This window comes from Microcoleus vaginatus HSN003 (genome assembly GCF_022701255.1).
Classification (GTDB): domain Bacteria; phylum Cyanobacteriota; class Cyanobacteriia; order Cyanobacteriales; family Microcoleaceae; genus Microcoleus; species Microcoleus vaginatus_B.
Map to the genome: position 1 here is coordinate 2,087,763 of NZ_CP031705.1, position 23,962 is coordinate 2,111,724.

The 23,962-nt window shown below is 45.5% G+C and carries 25 protein-coding genes; 14 read left to right on the plus strand and 11 right to left on the minus strand.

What is annotated here, in order from left to right:
• The first annotated feature begins 301 nt into the window (after window positions 1-301).
• Together D0A37_RS08925 and D0A37_RS08930 are read left to right on the plus strand one after the other, a co-directional pair.
• The gene (locus tag D0A37_RS08925; RefSeq protein WP_242723339.1) at window positions 302-2,053 is read left to right on the plus strand and encodes a hypothetical protein; all 1,752 of its coding nucleotides are present in this window, start codon (window positions 302-304) and stop codon (window positions 2,051-2,053) included.
• A gap of 730 nt (window positions 2,054-2,783) precedes the next feature.
• Window positions 2,784-3,635, plus strand: a complete 852-nt coding sequence (locus tag D0A37_RS08930; protein ID WP_242723340.1) for an alpha/beta hydrolase — start codon at window positions 2,784-2,786, stop codon at window positions 3,633-3,635.
• Window positions 3,636-3,652: 17 nt separating this feature from the next.
• On the opposite strand, the gene D0A37_RS08935 is transcribed toward D0A37_RS08930, so the two are convergent.
• Window positions 3,653-4,129, minus strand: coding sequence for a hypothetical protein (locus D0A37_RS08935; RefSeq protein WP_242723342.1), 477 nt, complete (start codon window positions 4,127-4,129; stop codon window positions 3,653-3,655).
• 194 nt (window positions 4,130-4,323) lie between these two features.
• Window positions 4,324-5,208, minus strand: a complete 885-nt coding sequence (locus tag D0A37_RS08940) for a PhzF family phenazine biosynthesis protein (RefSeq protein WP_242723344.1) — start codon at window positions 5,206-5,208, stop codon at window positions 4,324-4,326.
• 178 nt (window positions 5,209-5,386) lie between these two features.
• Here D0A37_RS08940 and D0A37_RS08945 point away from each other — a divergent pair, with 178 nt between their 5' ends.
• On the plus strand, window positions 5,387-5,812 hold the full coding sequence (locus tag D0A37_RS08945) for a WD40 repeat domain-containing protein (protein WP_242723346.1): 426 nt from the start codon (window positions 5,387-5,389) through the stop codon (window positions 5,810-5,812).
• A gap of 146 nt (window positions 5,813-5,958) precedes the next feature.
• Window positions 5,959-6,513, plus strand: a complete 555-nt coding sequence (locus D0A37_RS08950) for a Uma2 family endonuclease (RefSeq protein WP_242723347.1) — start codon at window positions 5,959-5,961, stop codon at window positions 6,511-6,513.
• Window positions 6,514-6,595: 82 nt separating this feature from the next.
• Here the strand turns inward: D0A37_RS08950 and trpE are convergent, their stop codons facing one another.
• On the minus strand, window positions 6,596-8,143 hold the full coding sequence (gene trpE, locus D0A37_RS08955) for an anthranilate synthase component I (protein WP_242723349.1): 1,548 nt from the start codon (window positions 8,141-8,143) through the stop codon (window positions 6,596-6,598).
• On the opposite strand from trpE, the gene D0A37_RS08960 reads away from it, so the two are divergent.
• The gene (locus D0A37_RS08960; RefSeq protein WP_242723351.1) at window positions 8,122-8,268 is read left to right on the plus strand and encodes a hypothetical protein; all 147 of its coding nucleotides are present in this window, start codon (window positions 8,122-8,124) and stop codon (window positions 8,266-8,268) included. The genes trpE and D0A37_RS08960 overlap by 22 nt on opposite strands.
• Before the next feature lie 36 nt (window positions 8,269-8,304).
• Here D0A37_RS08960 and D0A37_RS08965 read toward each other — a convergent pair whose 3' ends face one another.
• The 6 genes from D0A37_RS08965 to D0A37_RS08990 form a co-directional block, all read right to left on the minus strand.
• Complete coding sequence (locus tag D0A37_RS08965; RefSeq protein ID WP_242723354.1) at window positions 8,305-9,165, minus strand: GNAT family N-acetyltransferase; 861 nt, start codon at window positions 9,163-9,165, stop codon at window positions 8,305-8,307.
• A 165-nt stretch (window positions 9,166-9,330) separates the two neighbouring features.
• Window positions 9,331-9,756: a photosystem I reaction center subunit II PsaD gene (locus tag D0A37_RS08970; protein WP_190739452.1), complete on the minus strand. Its 426-nt coding sequence runs from the start codon at window positions 9,754-9,756 to the stop codon at window positions 9,331-9,333.
• A 298-nt stretch (window positions 9,757-10,054) separates the two neighbouring features.
• On the minus strand, window positions 10,055-10,555 hold the full coding sequence (locus tag D0A37_RS08975) for a peptidoglycan-binding domain-containing protein (RefSeq protein WP_242723357.1): 501 nt from the start codon (window positions 10,553-10,555) through the stop codon (window positions 10,055-10,057).
• A gap of 408 nt (window positions 10,556-10,963) precedes the next feature.
• Entirely contained in the window at window positions 10,964-12,982 is a 2,019-nt protein-coding gene (locus tag D0A37_RS08980) for a DICT sensory domain-containing protein (RefSeq protein ID WP_242723360.1), read from the minus strand.
• Window positions 12,983-13,660: 678 nt separating this feature from the next.
• The gene (locus D0A37_RS08985) at window positions 13,661-13,972 is read right to left on the minus strand and encodes a DUF2973 domain-containing protein (protein ID WP_242723363.1); all 312 of its coding nucleotides are present in this window, start codon (window positions 13,970-13,972) and stop codon (window positions 13,661-13,663) included.
• A 158-nt stretch (window positions 13,973-14,130) separates the two neighbouring features.
• On the minus strand, window positions 14,131-14,460 hold the full coding sequence (locus tag D0A37_RS08990; protein ID WP_242723364.1) for a DUF2605 domain-containing protein: 330 nt from the start codon (window positions 14,458-14,460) through the stop codon (window positions 14,131-14,133).
• Window positions 14,461-15,014: 554 nt separating this feature from the next.
• On the opposite strand from D0A37_RS08990, the gene thrS reads away from it, so the two are divergent.
• From thrS to D0A37_RS09025, 7 genes are all read left to right on the plus strand, one after another.
• Window positions 15,015-16,844: a threonine--tRNA ligase gene (thrS, locus tag D0A37_RS08995; protein WP_242723366.1), complete on the plus strand. Its 1,830-nt coding sequence runs from the start codon at window positions 15,015-15,017 to the stop codon at window positions 16,842-16,844.
• Window positions 16,845-17,006: 162 nt separating this feature from the next.
• The gene (locus tag D0A37_RS09000) at window positions 17,007-17,189 is read left to right on the plus strand and encodes a DUF4058 family protein (RefSeq protein WP_242723368.1); all 183 of its coding nucleotides are present in this window, start codon (window positions 17,007-17,009) and stop codon (window positions 17,187-17,189) included.
• Window positions 17,190-17,341: 152 nt separating this feature from the next.
• Window positions 17,342-18,697, plus strand: coding sequence for a P-loop NTPase fold protein (locus D0A37_RS09005; protein WP_242723370.1), 1,356 nt, complete (start codon window positions 17,342-17,344; stop codon window positions 18,695-18,697).
• Window positions 18,654-20,072: a tetratricopeptide repeat protein gene (locus D0A37_RS09010; protein WP_242723372.1), complete on the plus strand. Its 1,419-nt coding sequence runs from the start codon at window positions 18,654-18,656 to the stop codon at window positions 20,070-20,072. The genes D0A37_RS09005 and D0A37_RS09010 overlap by 44 nt, the downstream gene beginning before the upstream one ends.
• 15 nt (window positions 20,073-20,087) lie before the next feature.
• Window positions 20,088-20,192, plus strand: a complete 105-nt coding sequence (locus tag D0A37_RS09015; RefSeq protein WP_242723374.1) for a tetratricopeptide repeat protein — start codon at window positions 20,088-20,090, stop codon at window positions 20,190-20,192.
• Between the two features lie 15 nt (window positions 20,193-20,207).
• Window positions 20,208-20,342 (plus strand): tetratricopeptide repeat protein, encoded by a 135-nt coding sequence (locus tag D0A37_RS09020; RefSeq protein ID WP_242723376.1) that lies wholly within the window; start codon window positions 20,208-20,210, stop codon window positions 20,340-20,342.
• 75 nt (window positions 20,343-20,417) lie between these two features.
• A complete protein-coding gene (locus D0A37_RS09025; RefSeq protein WP_242723377.1) occupies window positions 20,418-20,624 on the plus strand; it encodes a DUF4058 family protein in 207 nt (68 codons plus the stop codon).
• Here the strand turns inward: D0A37_RS09025 and D0A37_RS09030 are convergent.
• Both D0A37_RS09030 and D0A37_RS09035 read right to left on the minus strand, forming a co-directional pair.
• Complete coding sequence (locus D0A37_RS09030) at window positions 20,621-21,556, minus strand: DUF1350 family protein (protein ID WP_242723379.1); 936 nt, start codon at window positions 21,554-21,556, stop codon at window positions 20,621-20,623. The genes D0A37_RS09025 and D0A37_RS09030 overlap by 4 nt on opposite strands.
• A gap of 99 nt (window positions 21,557-21,655) precedes the next feature.
• Window positions 21,656-22,474, minus strand: a complete 819-nt coding sequence (locus D0A37_RS09035; RefSeq protein WP_242723381.1) for a hypothetical protein — start codon at window positions 22,472-22,474, stop codon at window positions 21,656-21,658.
• A 434-nt stretch (window positions 22,475-22,908) separates the two neighbouring features.
• On the opposite strand from D0A37_RS09035, the gene D0A37_RS09040 reads away from it, so the two are divergent.
• The gene (locus D0A37_RS09040) at window positions 22,909-23,127 is read left to right on the plus strand and encodes a DUF3285 domain-containing protein (protein ID WP_242723384.1); all 219 of its coding nucleotides are present in this window, start codon (window positions 22,909-22,911) and stop codon (window positions 23,125-23,127) included.
• Window positions 23,128-23,333: 206 nt separating this feature from the next.
• Window positions 23,334-23,870: an rRNA maturation RNase YbeY gene (ybeY, locus tag D0A37_RS09045; RefSeq protein ID WP_006632813.1), complete on the plus strand. Its 537-nt coding sequence runs from the start codon at window positions 23,334-23,336 to the stop codon at window positions 23,868-23,870.
• Window positions 23,871-23,962 lie beyond the last annotated feature (92 nt).

Genomic DNA, 23,962 nt, shown 5'->3' on the forward strand with positions numbered 1-23,962 from the left:
TTGCTCGATAGGTGTGACATGGTTACGGGCTACTCGTGACAGCCGGAGTCGCAGAGTGTGACTAAGTATTGGCACAGTTGTGACGGCGATCACGCGGGGGAGGCCAGAGGAGGAGTGTCCGAGTGGGGAGTCGGAGAGTGTCCGGGTGTCTGGGTGGGGGAGTCGGAGAGTGTCCGAGTGGGGAGTGGGAGATGGGCAGGATTTTTCTTCCTTTGGACTAAGGACTAAGGACTACTGCCTTCTACCTTCAGAAGACGCTCAACGTCTATAATCAGCAAGTTAAATATTTACGGCAAGACATATGGAACTAGCTCATAAAGATTTGCTACAACAAATAGCCCGACTATCGGAAATTTATGCTAATTTGGCCGATCGCCTGTCTCAAGCAGCAAAACAACTGCAAGACTCTGGTCTTCCTCCCTCTGACAGCTTGCTGCAGGAAGTAGCAGCCTACAGCCGCAACTTTGCCGCAGTCCAAAAACAAGCTCTCGAACTCAACAAATCCGCGATCGCGCCGGGGGAAATTGCTTCCCTAAAAGACATTCAAAACTTAGCCGAGAGTGCCGCAGCTTCTGAAGGTAAAGCAGAAATTCGCGATGCAGCATTGAAAGTGATCGATCGAGTATTGGCGATCGCCCACCGCGAACAAAGCGACTTCGCACCCTTACAATCAGTTCATGCCAAAGCCCGCGAACTGCAGCGCGCGATTTCCGAATCAACCCCAACTCAACTGCATTCCGACGCAGAATCCTTAGTCAGCGGCAAACACCCAGTTTCAGCAGTGCTCGCCCTGGTGGAACAGCAAGACAAATTAGATGACCAAGAGTGGGTAATTCTCGAAGAAACAGTCAGCGCCGCTTTTGGCAAACAAATCGCCGTAGCCATTTCCCGAGGCAAATTAACCATTGCTGAGATGGTAAAAGCCGCACCTGCAAAAGTCGAACCAGCATTTAAAGCAGCGCCAGAACAAAAAATCAGCGCCGAACCTTTGCCAGAAGTGATTGTCATCCCGTCAGGAAATGTTGCACCCAAGCAAGTTACAGTTGCGCCACAGATCCAGATTTTGGAATCCCCCCCACCTTCTGCCCCCATGCACGAGGTAATTATTGTTCCCAGCGTGGAAGTACCTCAGTCTCTTCAGACAACCGGTTCGGGGAACATTGTTTTTGGCGCACCCCGGAACATTCAACCAACGGTGGCAGTAGAGGGCGGTTTGGGAATCAAAGTTTTGGTGCACATTCAGGGAATTGGCGATCGAACTTTCGGCGCTCAAGAATACGCGGGTTCTAAGGGGCGGGGGCTGCGCGTCGAAGGATTTGCGATTAATATCGATCCACCCATTTCCGGCTTAAAGGTCGAGTACATGGCTCACGTCGAAGGTGTTGGCGATACTCCTTGGCTTAGCGAAGGAGAATTGGCAGGTTTTCGGGGTCAAGCGAAACGAATTGAAGGATTTGCGGTGCGGTTGAGCGGGCCGCAAGCTGATAAGTACGACGTATTTTATGGCGCTCACATTCAGAATATCGGCGACACCGATGTGTCCTCCAACGGCGAATATTGCGGCACTCGCGGCAAAGCTTTGAGAATAGAGGGCATCAAAGTTTGGATCGCGCAGTCTGCGAGTTCCCAAGTTGTGGCGCCTGTGGGTTTAAAAGTGTTGGCGCATATTCAAGAAATGGGCGATCGAACTTTTAGCGATCGAGAATATGCGGGTACTAAAGCTCAAGGCCGCCGCGTGGAAGGATTTCAAATTAAAATAGAGCCTCCCGTGCCCGGTTTAAATTTGCAGTACATGGCTCACGTTGAAGGAGTTGGCGATACTGCTTGGATCTCGGAAGGGGAGTTAGCTGGATTCCGGGGCAAAGCCAAGCGGATTGAGGGATTTGCCGCCCGCCTGACAGGGTCACAAGCTGATAAATACGACGTATTTTACACAGCTCACATTCAAAATGTAGGCGATACTGCTGTTACTACTAACGGTCAATATTGCGGCACTCGCGGCAAAGGTTTGAGGGTTGAGGGGATGACGGTTTGGGTTGAGCCAAAAGCCTAAAAATTGAGAATGAATGGAAAATTGGCATTGGCATTTTCCATTCATTTTGTGTTGTTATATCAGCCCTAGTTGGTTCGTTTTTGTATAATGTGCGCTCTCCGAGGAGCTGGTTTTATCAACCATCTCCGCCAAAAACTAATAATCCCATAAACCCGCCTCCTCTCAACGGTAAACGTCAATGTACATTTTTTCCATTTGATAAAAGTCAAGGTTGATATAGGTTATTAGTTGTGGGGGGCGGATGTATGAGATGCTCCCAAGCTTACATTAACAAGCTTAGTATTCAATTACCTGTCAGTTCTTTCATAAATCGGAGTAGAGCGAGAGCAAACAATGACACCAACAGTCTTAGGTATAGACATCAGTAAAAAAGACTTTCATGTCTGATTACTGAAAGAAAGTCGTGCGACTCTACCCAAAAAGTTTACGAACAATACTCAGGGCTTTGAGAGTTTACATAACTGGCTGACACAACAAAGTGTAGTCGAACTCCATGCAAGCACATGGAAGCTACTAGCATTTACGGGGAAGCTTGAGCAGAATTCCTTCATGGGGAAGGTTTTCAGGTTTCGACCCAATTATTTGACTGCTACCCCTTGACAGGTAAAGACAGTATCTACTAGATAATGAAAGGAACAGAATTAGATTTTGTCGAACTGTTGTAGGGCGGGTTTATGTAGATTATTTGTACTTATTAAATATTGTTGGTAAAACCGGCCGCTACCAGATAATGAAAGGAACAGAATTAGATTTTGTCGATCGCCAAACGGGAAGGCACTTGCTCGATTCCCTGTATGAAAAATTTGCCAAACCCCAAATGCACGATACTTCTAAACCCAATAACCCGTCTATTTACATTCGGCACGAGTCAGGGCAAGTTGTTGATGGAAATTATATCATAGAAAAAGTCTTTGAAGAGTCTCGCACTGGTTTTTATGCTGAAACTCGCGTTCCCATTTCTGGCAATAATCCGCCTGTTTTGGTGATTCGCGGCTACGGTTCTTGGTATCCTTTCGATCACGTTTTGGAAGATACGCCCGATGTATTTAGGGCCAAACTAGAACGCCAGTTAAAATCGGCGCAAACGGCGGGTGCTATTGATTGGATAAAGCAGCAATTTCACAGCGGGAATCCGCCCGATGTCATCGGAGAAAGTTTGGGCGGCAAAGTTGCTCAGCAAATAGCCACAAAATACCCAGATTATATTCGATCAACTGTAATTTTTAATTCTTTGGGCGTTTCGGAAAAGTTAGCTAAAACTTGCACGGCTAACAATGTTTTTCACTACTTTACTTTAGGCGAAAGGTATGCTTTCTGGGCAAATGAAGGCGATTACATACCGGGAACGATTTTTGTGATTTCCCAGAAAGGCAACAACTGTTGTTATAAAATCGAAGAGGCGATCGTCCGAATGGCGCGTTTTGAAGGCAAGTTTCAGAAAAGACGAGTCCTGGTGGTTGTATTGGCTCACTTGCTTTTGCTAAACAGACACAATGCGATCGTCCTCAACAAGCGAAAGCCTGTAGTCGTTCAGATCGATCGCACTCAATTGCAAACTTTCCGAAAAAAGCGCTTTGTTTAAACTCAGACAGAATTCCTTCAGGCCACAGATGGCTGATTTTCCCGCGCTGCGACGGCCAGAAGCAGACAAAGTGCTGCGATCGCTTTTTCCCATTCTTGCTTTACAGCGGTGGGTTGAACTTCATCAAAGGCGCTAACTAAACGAGGGATCGCTCGTTCTAATGCTTGTCTAGGAATTGATTTGTGCAGATCAACTAAACGAGTTAAACTTTCTTGATTCTTCAAAAAACCGACTACCCATTTCGTAGTATGATCGGGACTGTCAGGCACGTTTTTAATTCCTAGTTCTGTTTGCAACCAGTCGTAAAAAGGCGGCAGCTTTTGAGCTAAAACAGTTCCAGCAGTTGGCAAAGTTTCTTTGAGCAAATTAGTATCCAGACTTTCCAAGACTTGATTGAATTCCGGTGAATCCAGCAAGCTGGTTAATGGAAGTGAAAGCAGGGCTTCAGAAGCGTCAGGGGATACATTTAAAGTTCGCGAAAATGTTTGCAGCATTGGAAAGTCTCTGGTAGAGATGACTTTTTTAGCCTAACAATCACGCGAATCAATGAATATGAGCTACCTCATATTAACAGAAGGTACGCACTGAAGTTGCGGCCGGGGCGGGTTTACTAGATTGTTGGTTTTTGACCGTTATGGTTGGTAAAACCCGCCCCTACAGGTATTTACGATTATTTAAATTGCGGATTCTACACAAATTCTCCCTTAGCAACCATCACCACCTTACCACCCACCAAAACTGCTATTTCCCCTTCATTTTTGGCAGCTTGTAACAACAGCAAAGAAGGTCGCTCGATTTCATAACCCTGCTCAACTCTGACATCAATCTTTGCTTCCCCATAATAAGCATATTCTACCAAATATCCCGCCAAACAGCCGTTAGCACTGCCAGTCGCCGGATCTTCTGGAATTCCTAATGAATGGGCAAAAACTCGCACGCTTAAATCATTAAGGTCGCTGTAAGTTTCTGGGCAAAATATCAAAATTTCTTTCGCTTCCATTGTATCAACTAGCTCAAAATATTTATCTAAGTTGACTTGAGCTTTTTTGAGCGATGCAAGAGTTTTTAATGGGACAATAATAAACGGTACTCCCGTAGAAACTTCTTGAATTGGGAAGTTTGGATCAATTTCATCGGGTGCTAAATTCAGGACATTTGCCAGAGTCTCGGCTGATAAAACTTGACCAAAACTAGGCGCGTTTTGTCGCATCCACAAAATATCTGCCGATTCATTGTGATAATTAAAAGTAACCGGAATTTGACCTACGGCTAGATTGAGAATTACTCGATCGACCTTTTCGCGAATAATCTCTTGCTGCAACACAAACGCAGTGCCCAAAGTCGGATGACCGGCAAAGGGCAATTCCTTCTTGGGCGTGAATATCCGCACGTCATAGCCGCCCTCTCGCGGATCGGGCGATCGAATAAACGTAGTTTCTGAATAATTGATTTCCCTCGCTATCAGCAGCATTTGGGCCTCAGATAGTTCGGCAACTCCTGCACCGCAAAATACAGCTAGCTGGTTGCCAGCATATTTTGACTCGGCAAACACGTCAACTATATAAAAATTCATAATTATGCCTTTGGTAAAAGCCGATCGACAACTGATATTTTACATCGATCGCAACAAAGCAGATTTATGGATCGAGTCACTGCAACGATTTGGCACAGTTTAAAGAATCGCTTAAAATTGGAAATATTTAATAGAAACAGCGATTGGTAATAATTTGTTGAGGGATTTGTACTGATGAGTGAGTTTAAAAAGGGATAAAACGCAATTAGCAGGGCAATTATTGGGGAGATTGCTAGATTTTGAAATAGCTGAGATTCACGGGATTTCGGAACAGGCCAAGCAGTGGAAAAATAGTCCTTGGCTGTGGCATTTGAGGGCTAATTTAAAGCGGCCGGGAGAAGGATGTTTGAGAATTCTCACTGATCCTACTGGCTGGGTATCAGCAGCCGCGATCGCACCCAACCGCAAAATAGCGGTTTCCGGTTCATCGGATCGCACCCTAAAAATCTGGGATTTGCTTAGCGGCAAAGAAATTGCTAGTTTCAGCGGAGATGCCGAGTTTGATTGCTGTGCGATCGCCCCTGATGGAGTGACAGTTGTAGCGGGGGCTCGATCGGGCCGCGTGCATTTCCTGCGATTGGAGAAAGTTAGCGGCGGGCCATAGCAGTTTTAAGTGCGATCGAGTCTTCCATCGGCTTTCGTCGGGTTTTGTTTGACAAGACGTGGTTTCAACCGCCCGGCGTGAGCGAAAAAATTCGGTTCATAGGCGATCGCGTATAAAATCAGAATAAAAACATAGGAGTAATCGCCGTGAGCGTCACGACTGTAAAATGGACGGTTGCAGACTACCACCGCATCATTGCAGCCGGCATTCTGGAAGGGCGAAACGTTGAATTAATAGGTGGAGAAATCATCGAAATGGCTCCCGAAGGAGAATCTCATGCTTACTCTAGCGATGAGGCTGGAGAGTACCTAATTTATTTGCTGGGCGATCAAGCTAAAATCCGCCAAGGTAAACCGATTATCTTGCCGCCAAGCAACTCCGAGCCCCAACCCGATATCGCTGTAATTCAACGTTTGGGACAAGATTACCGAGAACATCATCCCTATCCAGAAAACATCTTTTGGCTGATAGAATACTCGGATTATACTCTGAGCAAAGACTTGGGAATCAAGAGCAAGATTTACGCGGAAGCAGGCATTTCTGAGTATTGGGTTGTCAATTTGCGAACTATGGAATTAATAGTATTTCGAGAGCCTACCAATGAAGGATATCAATCGAGAGAAACTCTGACTCAGGGTAATATTAATCCGCTGGCTTTTCCTGATATTGCAGTTTCGGTCGCTCGAATATTAGGGGCTTAGGTAAATTGGACTTACGCAAAGAAACCGGATTTTCTTGTTACCAGGCTCTGCCTGGTAACACAGATCCAGAGGCTCCGCCTCGCTACTTCAAACAGCGAATTGCCTCCAACATACCCCTGGCTTTATTGAGCGTTTCCTCATATTCCATATCCGGGTTAGAATCTGCCACCAAACCAGCACCTGCTTGCACAGAAACCGAATGTTTGTCACCACCTAAAGAACGAACAACCATAGTCCGAATTGCGATCGCACTATTCAATTGCCCCTCAAAATCATAATACCCGTAAACCCCAGAATACGGCCCCCGGCGACAACCTTCCAACTCGTGCACAATCTCCATCGCCCGAATCTTCGGAGCACCGCTAACCGTACCCGCAGGAAAACCAGCTTTCAACAAATCCCAAGCTGTCTTATCCTCAGCCAATTCTCCCACCACATTGCTCACAATGTGCATGACGTGAGAATAACGCTCAATTTCCATTAATTCGTCAACTTTTACAGTACCGTTGCGGCAAACTCTGCCTAAATCATTCCTGCCCAAATCAACTAACATGACGTGTTCCGCAATTTCCTTCGGATCTTGCAGCAATTCAGCAGCCAAAGCATCATCTTCTTGAGGAGTTTTACCCCGGCGGCGAGTGCCGGCGATTGGTCGCAAAGTTGCTATCTTTTTGCCATCAGGAGTGTTTTCCGCCTTCACCATAATTTCGGGACTCGAACCGATAATCTGCCAATCTCCGAAATGAAAATAAGCCATATACGGAGAAGGATTAATCAGACGCAAAGAGCGGTAAAGTGCAAAAGAATCGCCACTGTATTCAGCCTCTAGTCGCTGCGAAATAACTACTTGAAAAATATCTCCGGCTTTGATATAATCCTTAGCCTTTAAAACATTGGCACAATACTTTTCACGGGTAATATTGCTCGTGTAAGCCAATTCTGTATTTCCGGTTGTGGAACGGGAATCTTGCCCGTTATTGGGAGGTGTCCATTCTATGAGAGTAGATTGCCGGGAAAGCGGCGATTGCAGCTTCTGAACTAACTTACCAACGCGATCGCACGCTTGCTGATAAGCCTCGGCTAAATCAATCCCAACACCCCGCAAATCCGCATAGGCGACGACCCAAATTTTCCGCTTCACCTGGTCGAAAATCAGCAAATTATCCACCTGCATCCACAACCCATCCGGCAAATCATTCTCGCTGGCTGGATGCACGGGAACTCGCGGTTCTATCCACTTAATTAACTCGTAACCCCAAAAACCAAATAACCCGCCAATTCCCGCCGGCAACTGCGGCAATTTCACCGGTTGATAAGACTGCAAACATTCAGTTAAAGCTACAAACGGATCGCCCGTAAATACTTTTTCGGAACCGTCACGGTAAACTTGAGTTGTGCGAGCTCCCCTTGCCTCCAAAATCCACAACGGATCGCACCCTAAGAAACTATAACGCCCAAGTTTTTCCCCACCTTCGACCGACTCCAGCAGAAAACTGTAAGGTTGACCCGCACAAACCCGATACCACGCAGACACCGGCGTATCCAAATCAGCAACCCATTCTTGATACACGGGTACAAAATTGCCTTGTTTCGCCAGTTCCGAAAATTGTGAGAAATCGGGGAATATCATATATATCAGAAGGAAGAAGGAAGAAGGAAGAGGGAAGAAGGAAGAGGGAAGAAGGAAGAAGGAAGAAGGAAGAAGGAAGAGGGAAGAAGAAAGAAAGAAGAAGGAAAATGGAATCCTGGCAATAATTTCAGTGATGAAAAGCGTCCTAACCGTCTTGGTGCTCAATAAGCAAAAGACGGAAAGCAACAGCCATGAGGCTCCTGGTACTCGCCAACTGCCATCACCGCCATCGGTTTGAGCGCGCGCAGCCCCTCTTGCAAACACCAGCGAAACAAACTTGCGTAACGCACCGGCAAGTGGAAAGAAACCTGTGCTTCGGAGTTCGACGCGGCCACCCCCAACAGTAAAGCCTGCATATCCGCCTCAGTTTCTGCGACGCTGTGGCTCAAAGGCGACACCGCACAAGTATAAGCCACAATCCGACCTTGTTTGCAAGCAACCCAAGGAGAAAAGAAATTCAGGGCGTACTCAATATCGCTAGTTCGATCGCACCTGTATAATTTCTTGCACAAAGCCGCACATTCCTCAACATCCTCACTAGCCATCGCCCGAACCTCAAACCCATTCTGTGGCTGGCTGCGAAACTTCCCTTCCATTAACACGAAAGGTTCCTTCACCTCAAAACCCAAAGAAGCGTACAGCGACAGCGACGCCATATTAAAAGATTCCTGAACCAAACGGATACCCACAGCGTCCTGTCCGCGTTCCAGCAAAGCTTTCATGATTTGCCGTCCCGTGCCGCAGCCCTGAAAAGTGCGATCGACAGTCACGGGCCCGATACCACGAATCGGGCTGCGTTCGTCCATAAACCCGCAGCCGACAACCGCACCCTCGCTCTCGGCTACGATCCCAAAAAATACCGGACTCTCGATCACAAGACCAATAATTTCAGTTGAAAACTCCAGCGTCGGAAAATCTGTAGGGAATTGATGGCGATCGGAAATACCTTTAAAAGCTTCATAATTAATGCGAGCGCAAACCTCTATATCAGAAGGCTGCGCTCGCCTGATTGCAACATTCATTTTTAATTTAACGATTAACTTTTAATTAGATTTGAACTTGGCAGTAGTGTTCGGGTGCTGCGACCGAGGGCCTCGGACGCCCGAATACTACTGCCAACACAAGTTTACAAGCTGAGCCTTTCGAGGCAATATTACCTATGTTTTGCTCAGCCATGCAGTCATGGTCTAAGGGTCGAAAGTCTTCTTACCGCTGAACTTCAGCTTAGCCGGATTAGGATTGCTGCCAATATTGCGCTCAATCTTACCGTTGTAGGGACGACCTTCGTTCACCTTCTCAGGGAACACGCCATCCTTGGGATGCAGGTACTCAGTATTACCGTCGGGAAACACGCGGTAAATTTTGTAGTTCGTGATTTTGAATTTGGCCCGCAGTTGCTGGCCGCCCAAAGCGATGCACTGCTCCTTCCGGGGCAGATACAGCAAGTTGTCGCCTTGACGCATAATCGCAGCGCCACCAGTAGGCATTTCAAACACCTGCTCCTTGGGGCTAGTCCAAGTGATAGCGTACTTCTCTTCAACTAGCGCCTTGGTCAGCAAGCCGCCGGTGCTGCCGCCGAAGATTGGGGGTTGTCCAGTGAGTTGTTCGGCCATAGATATATCCAAAGGATTTTTACGGCATCGTATCATCGAGACTGCACGCTGTTCTCGAAATTGTAAGGAAAATTAACAGTTTTTTGGCGATCGATCTCTTCTGATAATTGATAATTAGTAGTTAATAATTGATAATTGATAATTTCCACCAAACTTATAAAACCCAATTAGGCAGCACGAATCCCGAAAAAATCATCAAAAAAAAACAGCAATTATTCTGGTGCTTGTAGGCACCCGAATAATCGCACATTCCTCCAAATTCCCCCCACACACGATCGCACAATTTACCGCGCCAACCCTAAGTCAAGAACCAATTAGGGTCATAGCCACGCGGAATTTGGCTTAAAGCAGTCCAAGTTTCTTGATTGACAATCCCGTTGGCCTGAATCTCAAAGCTTTTTTGAAATGCGCGAACAGCTTTGTCCGTCAAAGTACCAAAGTCGCCGTCAATTTTACCACCATAATGGTTGGAAGTTTGGAGAATTTCCTGGACAGTTACGACTGCTTCCCCAGAACTGCCGAATTTGAGTACCGGCATATTAACTGGAGCAGCAGTATAAAGCGCCTGCCAAGTCAGCGGCCCGACAATGCCGTCCGGCGACAAGAAAACCCGAAACTGAAACACTTTCACAGAAAATTCAACTGCTTTGTTAAAAATTCCTTTAGCAGGATGCCGATAAAGTTGCAACTTGGTTAGCAGTTGTTCGAGTTCCAGTACCGCTTTACCTTGAGCATCTAATTGTAGTTGTGGCTTTTTGGCCCTAGGCTGAGTAGATTTCATCTGGTTTGTAGGTGACATAATCGATTTTCCTAACCTCTAGGTTGGAGTATTCTTCTGGGAAAAAACTTTTTCCGGACGAAACATTTGCATTCTCAATTTTTCACGAATCAACACTGGCGTCGGCAGTGCCTCAACAGATTCGAGCGACTTTTACCATTTCACGACTTGTGTACAGGAGACTTATACCATTTTAGATTTTAGATTTTAGATTTTAGATTGTAGATTGGGCATGACTGATGACTATCGGGGTTGGCAGCTTGGCTACAGTTGCATTCTTTTTTTTAACTCGTATTAATTTTCGACAGCATCCCTAGGTATTCTGTCCCCCAACCGGGTTTAATACGGCAAGCGCATCCTGAATGTGCTTGGATACTTTCGATCCTAAAGCAGAACACCGCGTGACCACATCTTATTAATAATTAGTCATTAATTAGGATTTATCAATTGATTCTCAACAGTGGGAATAGTAAAGTGAAATTCACTTCCTCGGTCTTTTCCTGCGGAATCTACCCAAATTTTACCGCCCCAGCCAGCAACAATCTGCTTGCAAATTGCCAATCCCAAACCGGTACCGCCGGCGCTGCGGCGCAAAGCTCCTTCTTCTTGATAAAATCGATCGAACACTACTTTTAAACTGTTCGCCTCGATTCCCCTCCCCGTATCGGCTACGAGCACTTCCACCATCCGAGAACCGTTGCATTTCGCTCGCACTGTCACGCTTCCCTGAGGTGTGGTGAACTTGCAAGCGTTGTCTAGCAGTTTGGAGAGCACCTCCACCAACCACTCTCCGTCAGCTTGCACTAAAGGCAATTCTGCCGAAACTTCGGCGATAATTTCCGGCAACTGTCGATCGACTGTTGTGCGCGATCGCACGCTGCTGAGGGCCAAATCAACGCATTCTTGCAGCGTCAGCGATTCTACATTCCATTTAACTCGCCCGCTTTCTAAGTGAGAAAGAGTTAGGAAATCCTGCACGAGTTTCCGCATTCGATCGGCATCGCCGAGGGCAGTTTCTAACATAATTTGCCGCAATTTTGCGGGCATATCTGGTTCGGAGTTCAAACTTTCCAAACAAACTTGAATCGTAGAAAGAGGAGTGCGGAGTTCGTGTCCGGTGATGGCAATTAGATTGCTGCGAGTTCGGTCTAATGCTTCTAATTGTTGGTTTAGTTCTTCTAAATGAGCGTAGGTTTCGGCTTGAATTAAGGCCGCTCCGAGTTGGGTGGCGATCGCCTCTACTAAAGCAATTTCGTCTTCTTCCCAAGCCAAAGTCGATCGGCACTGGTGCATTTCCACCATGCCCAAAACCCGCCCCTGATAAAGCACTGGCACCATTAACCAAGAGACTATTTGCCAATTTTTTATAGTTTTTTTCAGGGATTTTGTATTGACAATCAGCGGGTGTTGTGCTGTGTCTTGGATGTAAACTCGCTCCTGCCGCGCCACCGCGTCGCTCCATATTTGATTTTCCTGCAACAGGCAAGTCTGATCCAGCATGGAACTAGCGCCCGGCCCCAAAAACTCGCGATCGATTTTGACCGCCACATCTGTGGCCTTGCACCGATAAATCAAACACCGGCTTGCCGATAGGGCAGTACCCAGTTCTTGGACTGCAACTTCGACGATTTCTTGCGGGTTGAGAGACTGCCGCATTGCCGTGGTAATTAAGTTTACCAGGCGTTCTTTGCGTTCCTGAGCGGCGATCGCGCTGTATGCTTTGAGCAGTTTGTGCTGGCCTGCTTGCAAATAGGTTACTAAGCGTTCGGTAAAAGCATCGCTCAATTTTGGATTGGGAATTTTTGACCTTTTTCCCGTACTTATGTCGGGTTTGGGGGCTTTGGAAGTGGCGGATTTCCTCGTTTTTTTCGGTGTTTTGACGAGCTTGTAATTAGTTCGCGCTCGATCGATCTTTTCGACCAATTCCGGGCGATAAGTGACAATTCTATCGAGCAACAATGCGGCCGCTTGGGAGGTTACCTGGCGGTCGAACGTCCATATTCCTTCAAATCTGCGAGCTTGATCCATCAACTGCGGCCCGCGCTCGTCTTGGTTTTCGATCGGCACAATTTTTTCTTGACAAATCAGGCAAGTTGAGTAGTTTTGCCCCAGCACCACTAAGTGCCACTCTTTACTTAATCCGTCCTCCGGTGTAAACGCCACAGTTTCGTGACACTCTGAAGCATTTTTAAAGTCAGTTTCCGGTGCTGCCAGCACGTATACCTGAGACGAGCGTGAGGCAATTCGCCGGTAGCGGTGAGCTTCCTGGCGGTAGAAGCGCTCTCGCTGAAAGCTTGCAATGACTAGGGGTTCGTCGTCGGAACCCGCCAAAACTAAGTCTTCCATCGCGTGAGACAGGGCTATCATGGAAGATTTGAAATAAATTTGTGCCCGCAGTTCGGGCAAAGCTTGCAGAAGTTCTGCGAGTAGCGAGATAGGGACGATCATCTAGCCTTAAACGTGCATTTTTGCCGATGACAAAACAGGATCGATAGGAGGTTTAGAGCGATCCCTTTTCAGTATCTGATCATTTATGCCTCATAACACGACTGTTTAAGTCATATCATGCTAGCAATAGCACTTAGACGAATCTAAGCAGAGGTATCCCTCCAAGACCTTGAGTTCATCCCAAAGTCACCTGTTTTTACCTCTAGGTTTTGACGCTAACTCATCTATTCAGGCTGGGATTTGGGCGTTAGCACTCTCACCATTCAGACTTGTTAGGCACCGCTTGCGGATCACTTGCATTATACTATTCTTGAGCTATTTGATATCAGTGCCATCAGTATCGGTTTTTGGCGATCGGTTTTGGGCGATCGATCGGGCTAATCGGCAATTAAACTTTCAAAAATCCCAAATAATTGGCCATTAGTTAAAAACTAACGGCCAATTATTTTGAGGACTTATATCCCATCTGGTTAGATTCGGAATAATGCCAAGGGTGCCAGCATCCTCGCGAGCTCGTAAGCTCTCATTGAACTAGGAAAATTATTATTCCGAGGAAGCGAGGAAACGATTTTCACCAAAAATCTATGAAGAAAAAGGGTTTCGGACACCTAGGGTGTAAGTCCTATATTTTTTTTTGAGGCATGGCGCCTGAGTATAAATGCTGCGGCTGTGCTTGTATCAGGCTAGTTCGCCCCCTTCGTCGTTGCCGCCCGGAGATGATTTGTAGAGAGCATCTAATTGTTCGCGGGCGTCTTGCACAGTCAGCGAACGCATCACTAATAGCGGCTCATTGACAACGTTTCCGTGTTCGTCTAAAAGTTCTGGATGCGGTACAGATTGAGAGCGAGGATAGGATGCGTAGTGATTATTTGGCCTGAATTGTTGAGGGCGCTGGGACTCCATACCTACGGTGACTAGACTGCGGATTAAGTTACCGACTGCCAGAAAGGCTAGAACGGTAAAAGCTAAAATATAAAGCAGGTGCAACATTATTTTCTCCTCCGGGCTAAACAGCCACACAGCAATTTACAAATGTGTTTCAGCAAGTAATAACTTATTAACTGGAAATTGGTTTGAGCTTGTCAAGTGGGTCGCCACATTTCCCAAGGTTTGGGATTTGACTGCGGGTTGAACTTGAACTGGCCTTTTTATTTTCCAGGGGGAGCTGACTGCAATGAGCGAAAACGCGCCGATACTTGCCAGCATTCGGCGAGCAGTCTGTGCCACGGCATTAGTGCTGCGGTTTCAATCCCAACTTGACCTCCGGTTGCTTGAAATAGAGCTTTAGCTGCACCTACTTCTTGCTGAGCCTGTTTGACTCGCGCCAGCAAGTCAGATTGATCTTCGCCGCTCAGAAAGGGAATTTCCTCAGTTTCTAAGAGGTTTGCCGATCGATCGAACCAGTAATTGAAATCCTCTAACAGCGGTTCCAGTAACGCTTTGAGCAATTCTGATTCGGGCAAGTTGGAATTAAGCATGGATCTAAATTGGGTTATTTATCTATTATAATCTTAGACGGTCTTTACAATCTGTAACATATTTTTAACAAAAATTCAATGATTTAACAACAATTAGCAGGTGGGTGTGAATAAATTTAATTGTGTCATACCAATTTTTTATGAGGCTGTATAGAATCCGATCCCCCCTAGCCCCCCTTAATAAGGGGGGGACAAGATTCCGCTCAAAGTCCTCCTTCTTAAGGGGGATTTAGGGGGATCGAGATATGTGCAACTTCACATTAAATTGGTATCAGCAGCGATTTTTGAGTCGAAATCCCCAAATTCTGCCAAATTAGTTCAGGAACTCACGGATGGTTAGAACCGGGTTTTTTCAGGCAAGACGCATTACAGCCCACCCAAATAGTAAAAAACCAGGTTTCTGAGAGTCGGAGTGCAGGAGGCACTAAACGTCGGAACCATCAGGGCCGTTGTTGTAATTTCCCGGAGTGTCCCCCAGTCGGAAGTCGGCGCTTACTGTCCCAATCTTAGTAAGATAGAAGCAACTGCAACTAAATTAATTGCTAATTCAGCCGATGTCTAGCTCACAATCCATGTCCCCTCCAGAAGAGTCCGTTAAGATTGAGTTGCCCCGCACGAGTGAGTCGGAGGCACTAAAAAAAATTCGCCACACCACCTCCCACGTTATGGCGATGGCTGTGCAAAAGTTATTTCCCAAGGCGCAAGTAACCATTGGCCCTTGGATTGAAAACGGTTTCTATTATGACTTTGACACTCCCGAACCTTTTACGGAACAGGATTTAAAAGCCATTAAAAAAGAGATGATCAAAATCATCAACCGTAAATTGCCTGTAATTCGAGAAGAAGTCAGCCGCGAGGAAGCGGAACGCAGAATTAAGGAGATTAACGAACCTTACAAATTAGAAATTTTAGAAGGTTTGATCGAACCGATTACTCTTTACCATGTGGGCGAGGAATGGTGGGATTTGTGCGGCGGGCCTCACTTAGATAATACCAGTGAGTTGAATCCAAAGGCGATCGAGCTAGAAAGCCTAGCAGGCGCGTACTGGCGCGGCGACGAAACCAAAGCTCAGTTACAGCGCATTTATGGCACAGCTTGGGAAACTCCCGAACAATTAGCAGCATACAAACACCGCAAAGAAGAAGCATTAAGGCGCGATCACCGCAAATTAGGTAAAGAATTAGGCTTATTTATTTTTGCCGATGCGGTGGGCCCCGGTTTGCCTTTGTGGACGCCAAAAGGCACTGTTTTGAGAAGTATTTTAGAAGATTACTTGAAACAAGAACAAATCAAACGCGGCTATTTGCAAGTGGTGACTCCGCACATCGCCCGAGTCGATTTGTTTAAAATCTCTGGACACTGGCAGAAATACAAAGAAGATATGTTTCCGCTGATGGCGGAGGATGAGGAAGCGGCAGCAAACGAACAGGGTTTTGTGATGAAACCGATGAACTGCCCTTTTCACATTCAGATTTACAAAAGCGAATTGCGTTCCTATCGAGAACTGCCGATGCGCTTAGCGGAATTCGGCACAGTTTACCGCTACGAACAATCGGGAGAATTGGGCGGTTTAACGCGGGTGCGCGGCTTTACGGTGGATGATTCCCACTTATTTGTTACGCCGGAACAGTTGGATGCTGAATTCTTGAATGTGGTGGATTTGATTCTGTCAGTCTTCAAGAGTCTGCAACTGAAAAACTTTAAGGCGCGTTTGAGCTTCCGCGATCCGAACAATTTAGAGAAATACATCGGTTCTGATGAAGCTTGGGAAAAGTCTCAAGGTGCGATCCGCCGCGCGGTGGAAACTTTGGGTATGAATTATTTTGAGGGAATTGGGGAGGCGGCTTTTTACGGGCCGAAACTCGATTTCATTTTCCAAGATGTCTTGGATAGAGAATGGCAGCTAGGAACTGTTCAGGTAGATTACAATTTGCCAGAACGTTTTGATTTAGAATATGTCGCTGAAGACGGCACTCGCAAGCGTCCGGTGATGATTCACCGCGCTCCTTTCGGTTCTTTGGAACGTTTGATCGGGATTTTGATCGAGCAGTATGCGGGCGATTTTCCGCTGTGGTTAGCGCCGATTCAGGTGCGGTTGTTGCCTGTTAGCGCCGAGTTTTTGCCGTTTGCGAAGGAAGTGGCGGCGAAGATGAAAATGCTCGGAATGCGCGCTGAAGCTGATGAGAATAGCGAGCGTTTGGGCAAGTTGATTCGCAATGCTGAGAAGGATAAAATTCCGGTGATGGGTGTTGTGGGTGCGAAGGAAGTTGAGGCGAATAGTTTGAATATTCGGACTCGGGCTTCTGGGGAGTTGGGGGCGATTTCGGTTGATGAAGTGATTCGGAGGTTGCAGGGCGCTATTAGTAGTTACGGGGATTTTTAGGGAATTTTAATCGCAGATTTTAGAACGGGCCTCTCGCCCGTTCCACAATTCACTTAATGGGCGTCTCTCCCGTTCCACGATTCACTTAACGGGCGAGACGCCCGTTCCACAATTAATACAAATGATAAGCTGTTGTGCCTTTAATTTTCACAATCCTGTCCGTTGCCTTTGCGCGCGGGTGATGCTGAACCAATTGTAGATTTACAAGGGTTATTAAATGGGGTTTACGATCGCGCCGCCAAGGACTTTAGAATAGATTATACCGCCGCACCCCTTGCTGCGCTGTCGGAAACCGATGCTGTTTGGGCGGATGTTTTGTTGGGGGAGAGGGAATTGATCGGATGATAGAGGGAGGTTTAAGTGCTATGGCTCGCATATCTTGCAAGATGTGAGTTAAAATAGGCTTTCAAAAGCTCCACATTCTGACAACCCGCGATCGGTACAGGCTGTGGGTTTAATACAAAATCTAAAATCTAAAATCCCCAATCTAAAATCCGATGACTTCACTGCCAGCCAACCGCGCCAAAACACTCAAAGAAGCTTATCGCGCTTGTGATGTCAAGCCTCTAACGGGCGATGATATTGAACGATATTATGTTGATTTGTCCGCAGTACGCAACACGGTAGCAATCGAAGGTGTGAGTACAGATTTGGATCTTCAAGAACCGGGAGAATTTAACACAATTTTGTTTACCGGGCATCGGGGATGTGGCAAAAGTACAGAGTTAAAACGCATTCAGTCGCAGTGCGAAAACGAATATCGGGTGATTTACATAGAATTCGATTTGGAACTAGATGTTAATGATGCTGAATATACCGATATATATTTGCTTTTTATCAAAAAAGTAGCTGATGATTTAACTGAATTACGCTTGAAGTTTGACCCCAAACTCTTAGAGAGTTTTGAATCGTGGTTTAAAGAAGTTACTAAAGAAACAGAAGCCACTGTTCAATCTTCCGTCAGCATCGAAACTGAAGCAAGTGCAGGGGCAGAAATTCCATTAATTTCTAAGTTGGCGGCAAAACTAATCGGTCAAATTCGAGGTTCTAGCCAACAAAAAAAAGTTATCCGCGAAACTCTTCAGCGTAATCTATCCCGCTTGCAAACAGATATTAATCTGTTGTTGAAAGATGCCTTTGACAAGCTGAAACGCAAATATCCAGACCGCTACCCAAAAGGATTTTTGGTAATTGTTGATAACTTAGACCGGATTCCTCCAAGTGTTGGCAATCATTTGTTTTTTGATTACGCTCCTCAACTCCAAGAACTAGACTGTACAATTATCTATACAGTGCCGATTTCGGTAATTTATTCATATAAAAATGTTAGCAATTTGTTTGGTAATCCCAACATCGTGCCAATGGTGAATATTTATGAATTTAGTCGCAGCGAGTGCGAGTTAAATTACAATCAGCAAAGATTGGATGGAGTGGCCAGTTTGATTGAGCAGCGGGTTGATGTCAGTGCCATATTTGCCGATCGACAACAGTTACTAGATTTGGCAAAAGCTAGCGGTGGCCATGTGCGACAGTTGATGCAAGTAACTCGATTGGCTTGCCGCACTGCGATTACTCGCAAACACAGTAAAATTTTGGCGGAAGATGTAACTTACGCTTTAAAACAACAGCAATTTGACTTTGAAAGGTCTACTCCTGGGCCTGAATATTATACCATATTAGCGCAGGTTTGCCTCGACAAAGATATTACTAAAGATGAAATAGGACAAAATTTATTATTCAATCTTTCCGTTTTGGAATACAACGGCAATAGTCGGTGGAATTATGTCAACCCACTCGTAAAACCAAGCTATGCTTTCAAACAAGCCCTTCAATCAATCCAGGGAAATCCCTGAAATAGACCGGCAAAGGATAATTGAACTAAATCAAGAGTCTTTTGACCAATTGCTGACGTTTGTCGAGATTGTTCCCGACAATGCCTTTGATTTGGGATTTATCGAAAGTAATTTTGCGAAGGATAGGGATGCGATTATTCAGGCATTAATTAGCCATCCCGATTGTCAAGAGATGCAGTTTGAAATTTTGGATTTTCCCGATCCCGATCTGCGCTTTTTGATGGATGAAATTCTTAAGGTTTTGCCAACAGTCAAAGTTCAACCACACAAGAAGTTAATTTTACTTGTCCGGGGATTGGAACATTCGATCGGGATGACGGGGGAATATCCGCCGATGCTGGTAGATTTGAATTGGGTGCGAGATGCTTATCCGATTAAAGTGCCACATCCAATGCTTTTTTGTTTGCCGGATTATGCGATTACGCGAGTTGCTAATTTTGCGCCGGATTTGTGGGCTTGGAATTCAGGGACTTTTGTGTTCAAAACTCCTGCAAATACTAGAGATGATGCGGTTTCTCAAACTCTGGATGCTAGCAAAGGGATTACCAATTGCGAGGTGCCGGAAAAGCAGGAACGCATCGATTTATTAAAACGGTTGTTGATGGAATACACTCCCTCGAATGGGCGCGAGGAAACTGAAGGGGATTTGAAAACTCGCATCAGAGTTTTGAATGAGTTGGGAATTGCTCATCGCAGTCGGAGTGAATACTCGACAGCCAAATACTATCTAGAACAAGCGTTAGATTTGGCGAAAAATGATGAAGATTTCATATCTTTAAAGGCAGCTACTTTATATGAATTAGGATGGATTCAGGACGATTGGGGAAATAAAAAAAAAGCGATCGCACTTTATGAAAAATCTCTCGAACTTCTGGAAAAAATTGGCAATGTTCAAGGGAAAGCTGCTACTTGGCACTGTCTAGCAATAATTTATGCCAATCAAGGGGAAGTAGCCAAGGCGATCGCATTTTATGAACAATCTCTGGAACTTAAGGAAAAGATTGGCGATGTTGAAGGGAAAGCTACTACTTTGAACCAACTAGGAGGAATTTATGCCAATCAAGGGGAAGTAGCCAAGGCGATCGCATTTTATGAACAATCTCTCGAACTTACGGAAAAGATTAGCCATCTTGAAGGAAAAGCTTCTAATTTGCACTGTCTAGCAATAATTTATACCAATCAAGGGGAAGTAGCCAAGGCGATCGCACTTTATGAAGAATCTCTCGAACTTCAGGAAAAGATTGGCAATGTTCGAGGGAAAGCTGCTACTTTGCACCAACTAGCAGGAATTTATGCCAATCAAGGGGAAGTAGCAAAGGCGATCGCACTTTATGAACAATCTCTCGAACTTGAGGAAAAGATTGGCAATGTTTAAGGAAAAGCTGCTACTTTGCACCAACTAGCAATAATTTATGCGGATCAAGGGGAAGTAGCAAAGGCGATCGCACTTTATGAACAATCTCTCGAACTTGAGGAAAAGATTGGCAATGTTTAAGGAAAAGCTGCTACTTTGCACCAACTAGCAATAATTTATGCCAATCAAGGGGAAGTAGCCAAGGCGATCGCATTTTATCAAGAATTTCTCGGACTTAAGGAAAAGATTGGCAATGTTCAAGGGTGGGCGAGACCCCCGTTCCACAATTAACTTAAGGGGCGAGACCCCCGTTCCACAATTAATGCAAATGATAAGCTGTTGTATTAATTTTTACAATCCTGGCCGTTGCCTTTGCGTGCAGGTGATGCGGAACCAAGTGTAGATTTACAAGCGTTAGTAAATGGGGTTTACGATCGCCCCGCCAAAGACTTTAGAATAGATTCTACCGCCGCAACAGTTCCCCCACTGTCCGAAACTGATGCTGCTTGGGCGGATCTTTTGTTGGAGGAGAGGGGATGGAAAGGGCGATCGCAAATAACAACTGATAGTTAAGCGCCTAACCGCTTTTTCAAAGTATCCAAAAAATGGACAGACCAATATTCAAGGAATCGGCTTCTCAGAGGTTTGATGAATTTATCCCAAGGATTGAGGTCAACAATATAATTACCGATTTTGACGCCAATCGGCTCTAAATGTTTGCCTTCTATTTCCTGGCTCAATAAAGGCCATTTTCTATTACTTAGCTGTTGTATGAGCCAAAGTACATCGCTGTTTTTTTGTTGTTCGGGACTTTTGTTGATATCATTGGTAGAACCAGCAATATCATCTCGCTCGAAAGAAATTATTGCAGTCAAATTAAACAGAGAACTATTAGCAATAAAGCATTGAGTTTGTTCTCGGGTTGGTAGCACTCCTAAACGGAATTTGTCTAACAGTTTTGCTAGCGATCGCACTGGTATAGCGCTCTCTGTATTGCTGATATCAGGAGCAATTAATAAGGACGGCTGGCCTTTAATTGAAGGTCGGTCGATGCCCAGATTTTCGATTAACCTTTGAATCCGTTCGTAGTCAGGGCGATCGCAGAATTTATTCACAATATTTGGATACCGATCGTCGCTTAAAAATTCTAAAAGAGCAATATACTTGCATCCCAGACTGTGACCAACCCAAAAATAACTCGATGGTTCTTGATAAATTTCGCTTTCATAGCCTAATCTTTGAGCAATCTCGGTCAGTTCTGTTCTCAGTATCTCCTGCTCTTTTAATAACCCAATAGCGATCGGCCAGTGACGAAAAGTAAATCTAAAGGGCAAAGCAACTACGGTATAACCTTCTTCAAACAACTGCTGTAAAAAATATCGATAAAACAAAGTGGGCAAACTACCAAAAAAAGTTCCACCAATAAATTGAACCACACCTTTGGGCTGCGGATGAACAGCCACCCAACTAAAAGAAACAGGCTGAAATTTAAAGGAGTGCGACATTTGAATAAAGCTCACTGAGTGTATAAGTATGCTTAATTAAACCTAATCAAACATAAGGTGGGCATTGCCCACCTTACAGTTACTTAGCATTTAACAGTTCTAGCTGCGAGACATTCTGACAGGAATATCGAATTTATCCATCACTGTATTTAGCTCTTTCAAATTGACATCATTGGCATCGAGTTGGGCCAGCAGTTGCACTAAAAGTTGAGCTTTTTCGGAATTGTCTGCTTCCAAACTAGCTATGTCCAAATTACCGTTACGTAACTCTTCCAGAACTGGGGTAACAATTGGTAAATCGATGATAATTGGTTTACCTGGTTCAGGCGTAATCTCGTTCAAGCCTTTTCCACTGGCGATCGCTAAAGTGTAATTAATTTGATCGAAGTCTGGTGAAGTTCGAGTTTCTGATGGGAAATCGTTTGGCAAGAAAGTACCGCGAATTTCGGGATTCAATAACACCTTGACTGGTTTCTTGCTTTGGGGTGTAGGCTTGGGAAAGATGGAGCGCGCTGGCACAAATAGCGAGACATAGCCGCGCACTTCCAACAAACCTGGAGTCAGAGTTTTTGGCAGAATTGGCAACAATTGAACAGATGCAGTTTTGTGAGCGGGTATTGTGAAATATGCGCGATATACCTTCGGTTTCCCTGGCTGCTGAGTCAGAGGGACTTCGATGTTACTGCCTTCAACGTCAACCACTAAGAAAGCGTTGTTGAGCAAGATTTTATTAGGATCTGCCGGTACGGGTAAGCTGACGGTAAACTCAATCCGATATCGCAAGTCGAACGCTTCGAGATTGGAGATGGTGAGAAAGTATCCCTGAACGATTCGACGAGCCACTGGGATGAGTTGTGGAGGGATGCCCATCACAGGTGCGATCGGTGCGGTGAGGATTTCAAAGGTGGAAACTTCCATGTTTTTGTGCGAGTAATTTAACTTTTAGCTTGGGTTATTTAGCCGGAAAATTTTGTTTCTGTTTTTCCGTGGCTATATCTATGAATAACTGCCCGTCGCGGTTGGTTAACAGTCGCTTTTTCTAGTGACACTCATTTGAGTTAACTAAAATGAGTGTCGCTTGATTGTGCGACTTGACAATTTAAAAATTTTTGTTAAAGCGCACAGGAACACGGATCGGGAATTTAATTTATCCTTGTGTATCTGAAGATAAAAATAAAATATCGAATTGATAATCAGCCCGATCGCACATTAATCTGTTGGTATAATCCCCCTTTAATGCGCCCGGGGCGATCGAAAAGCTCAAAACACCTACACAAAACGTTACATATTTGTTACCATCGGGACGAGGCTATCCTCGGCAGCCTCTCTATTAACCTTCTAAACTAACCGTTATGAGTCAACCTCCCTCAGCAATTCCTGCCTCCGAAGAGTCCGCCGAAACCCAGACAGCGCCGACAAACAATGCACCTCCACCGAGTTATGTCAAGCTGGCGATGCGGAACATGGTTCGCAAGCGGGCGACTTCTCTGTTTCACTTTGCTTTGACAGCAGCCGGACTTTTAGGCGTACTCGTCGGTTTGGCTTTTCTCGATCACTATTTCAATTCTTAATCGAGGATTCCAACAATCAGCCTCTAATTTCTGCTGATGTTTTTGATCTTTCTTAATCGGGAGTTAAGCTGATTGTTCTGCTTGCCTGTTGCAATCTCTAACAGATTACTGTATCTTTCCAGCAACAGCAAAATCCCCTGCCGTTCGATCGCGCCATTGGAATTTGTAAAAAAATTGAATATATCCCTTGACAGGAGAGCAAAAAAATGTTAATTGAGGTGAACGTCGAAGACTGTTACGGGATCGCCCAGCAGTCAGCCGACGCTTCCAACCTCCCTGAGAGTGCAGCCAGCGGGGAGATTTCAGCCGAAACCTGGGAAAATTGGTTTAGCGTTTGGCTGGAAAACCAGGCGGCGGATGTGCCAGTGGCCCCGGGCTACGAAGTCAGTCTGCGTTTAACCGCCGATACGGAGATGCAAGCCCTCAACCTCCAGTACCGCCAGCTCGATCGATCAACCGATGTACTAGCTTTCGCATCTTTAGAGGTAGACTGTCCTCAGCTAGAGGAAATGCAGTCATCGGAACCCCTATACTTGGGTGATATCGTCATCTCGATCGATACAGCTAACCGACAAGCCCAGCAGCAAGGACATCCCCTGAAGACCGAACTAGCTTGGCTCGCAGCCCACGGTTTTCTGCATCTTTTGGGCTGGGATCACCCGGATGAAGAAAGTCTGACTCAAATGCTCGATCAACAAGAAACATTGCTGCAGGCGATCGGTCTTACGATCCAAACAGCATAACTTAAGTTGATGGTTACTTGACAAATCATGTCAAGCCCAACATAACTTTCTGAAATTACACCAAAACTTTAGTAAAAACTTAGGAAAGTTAC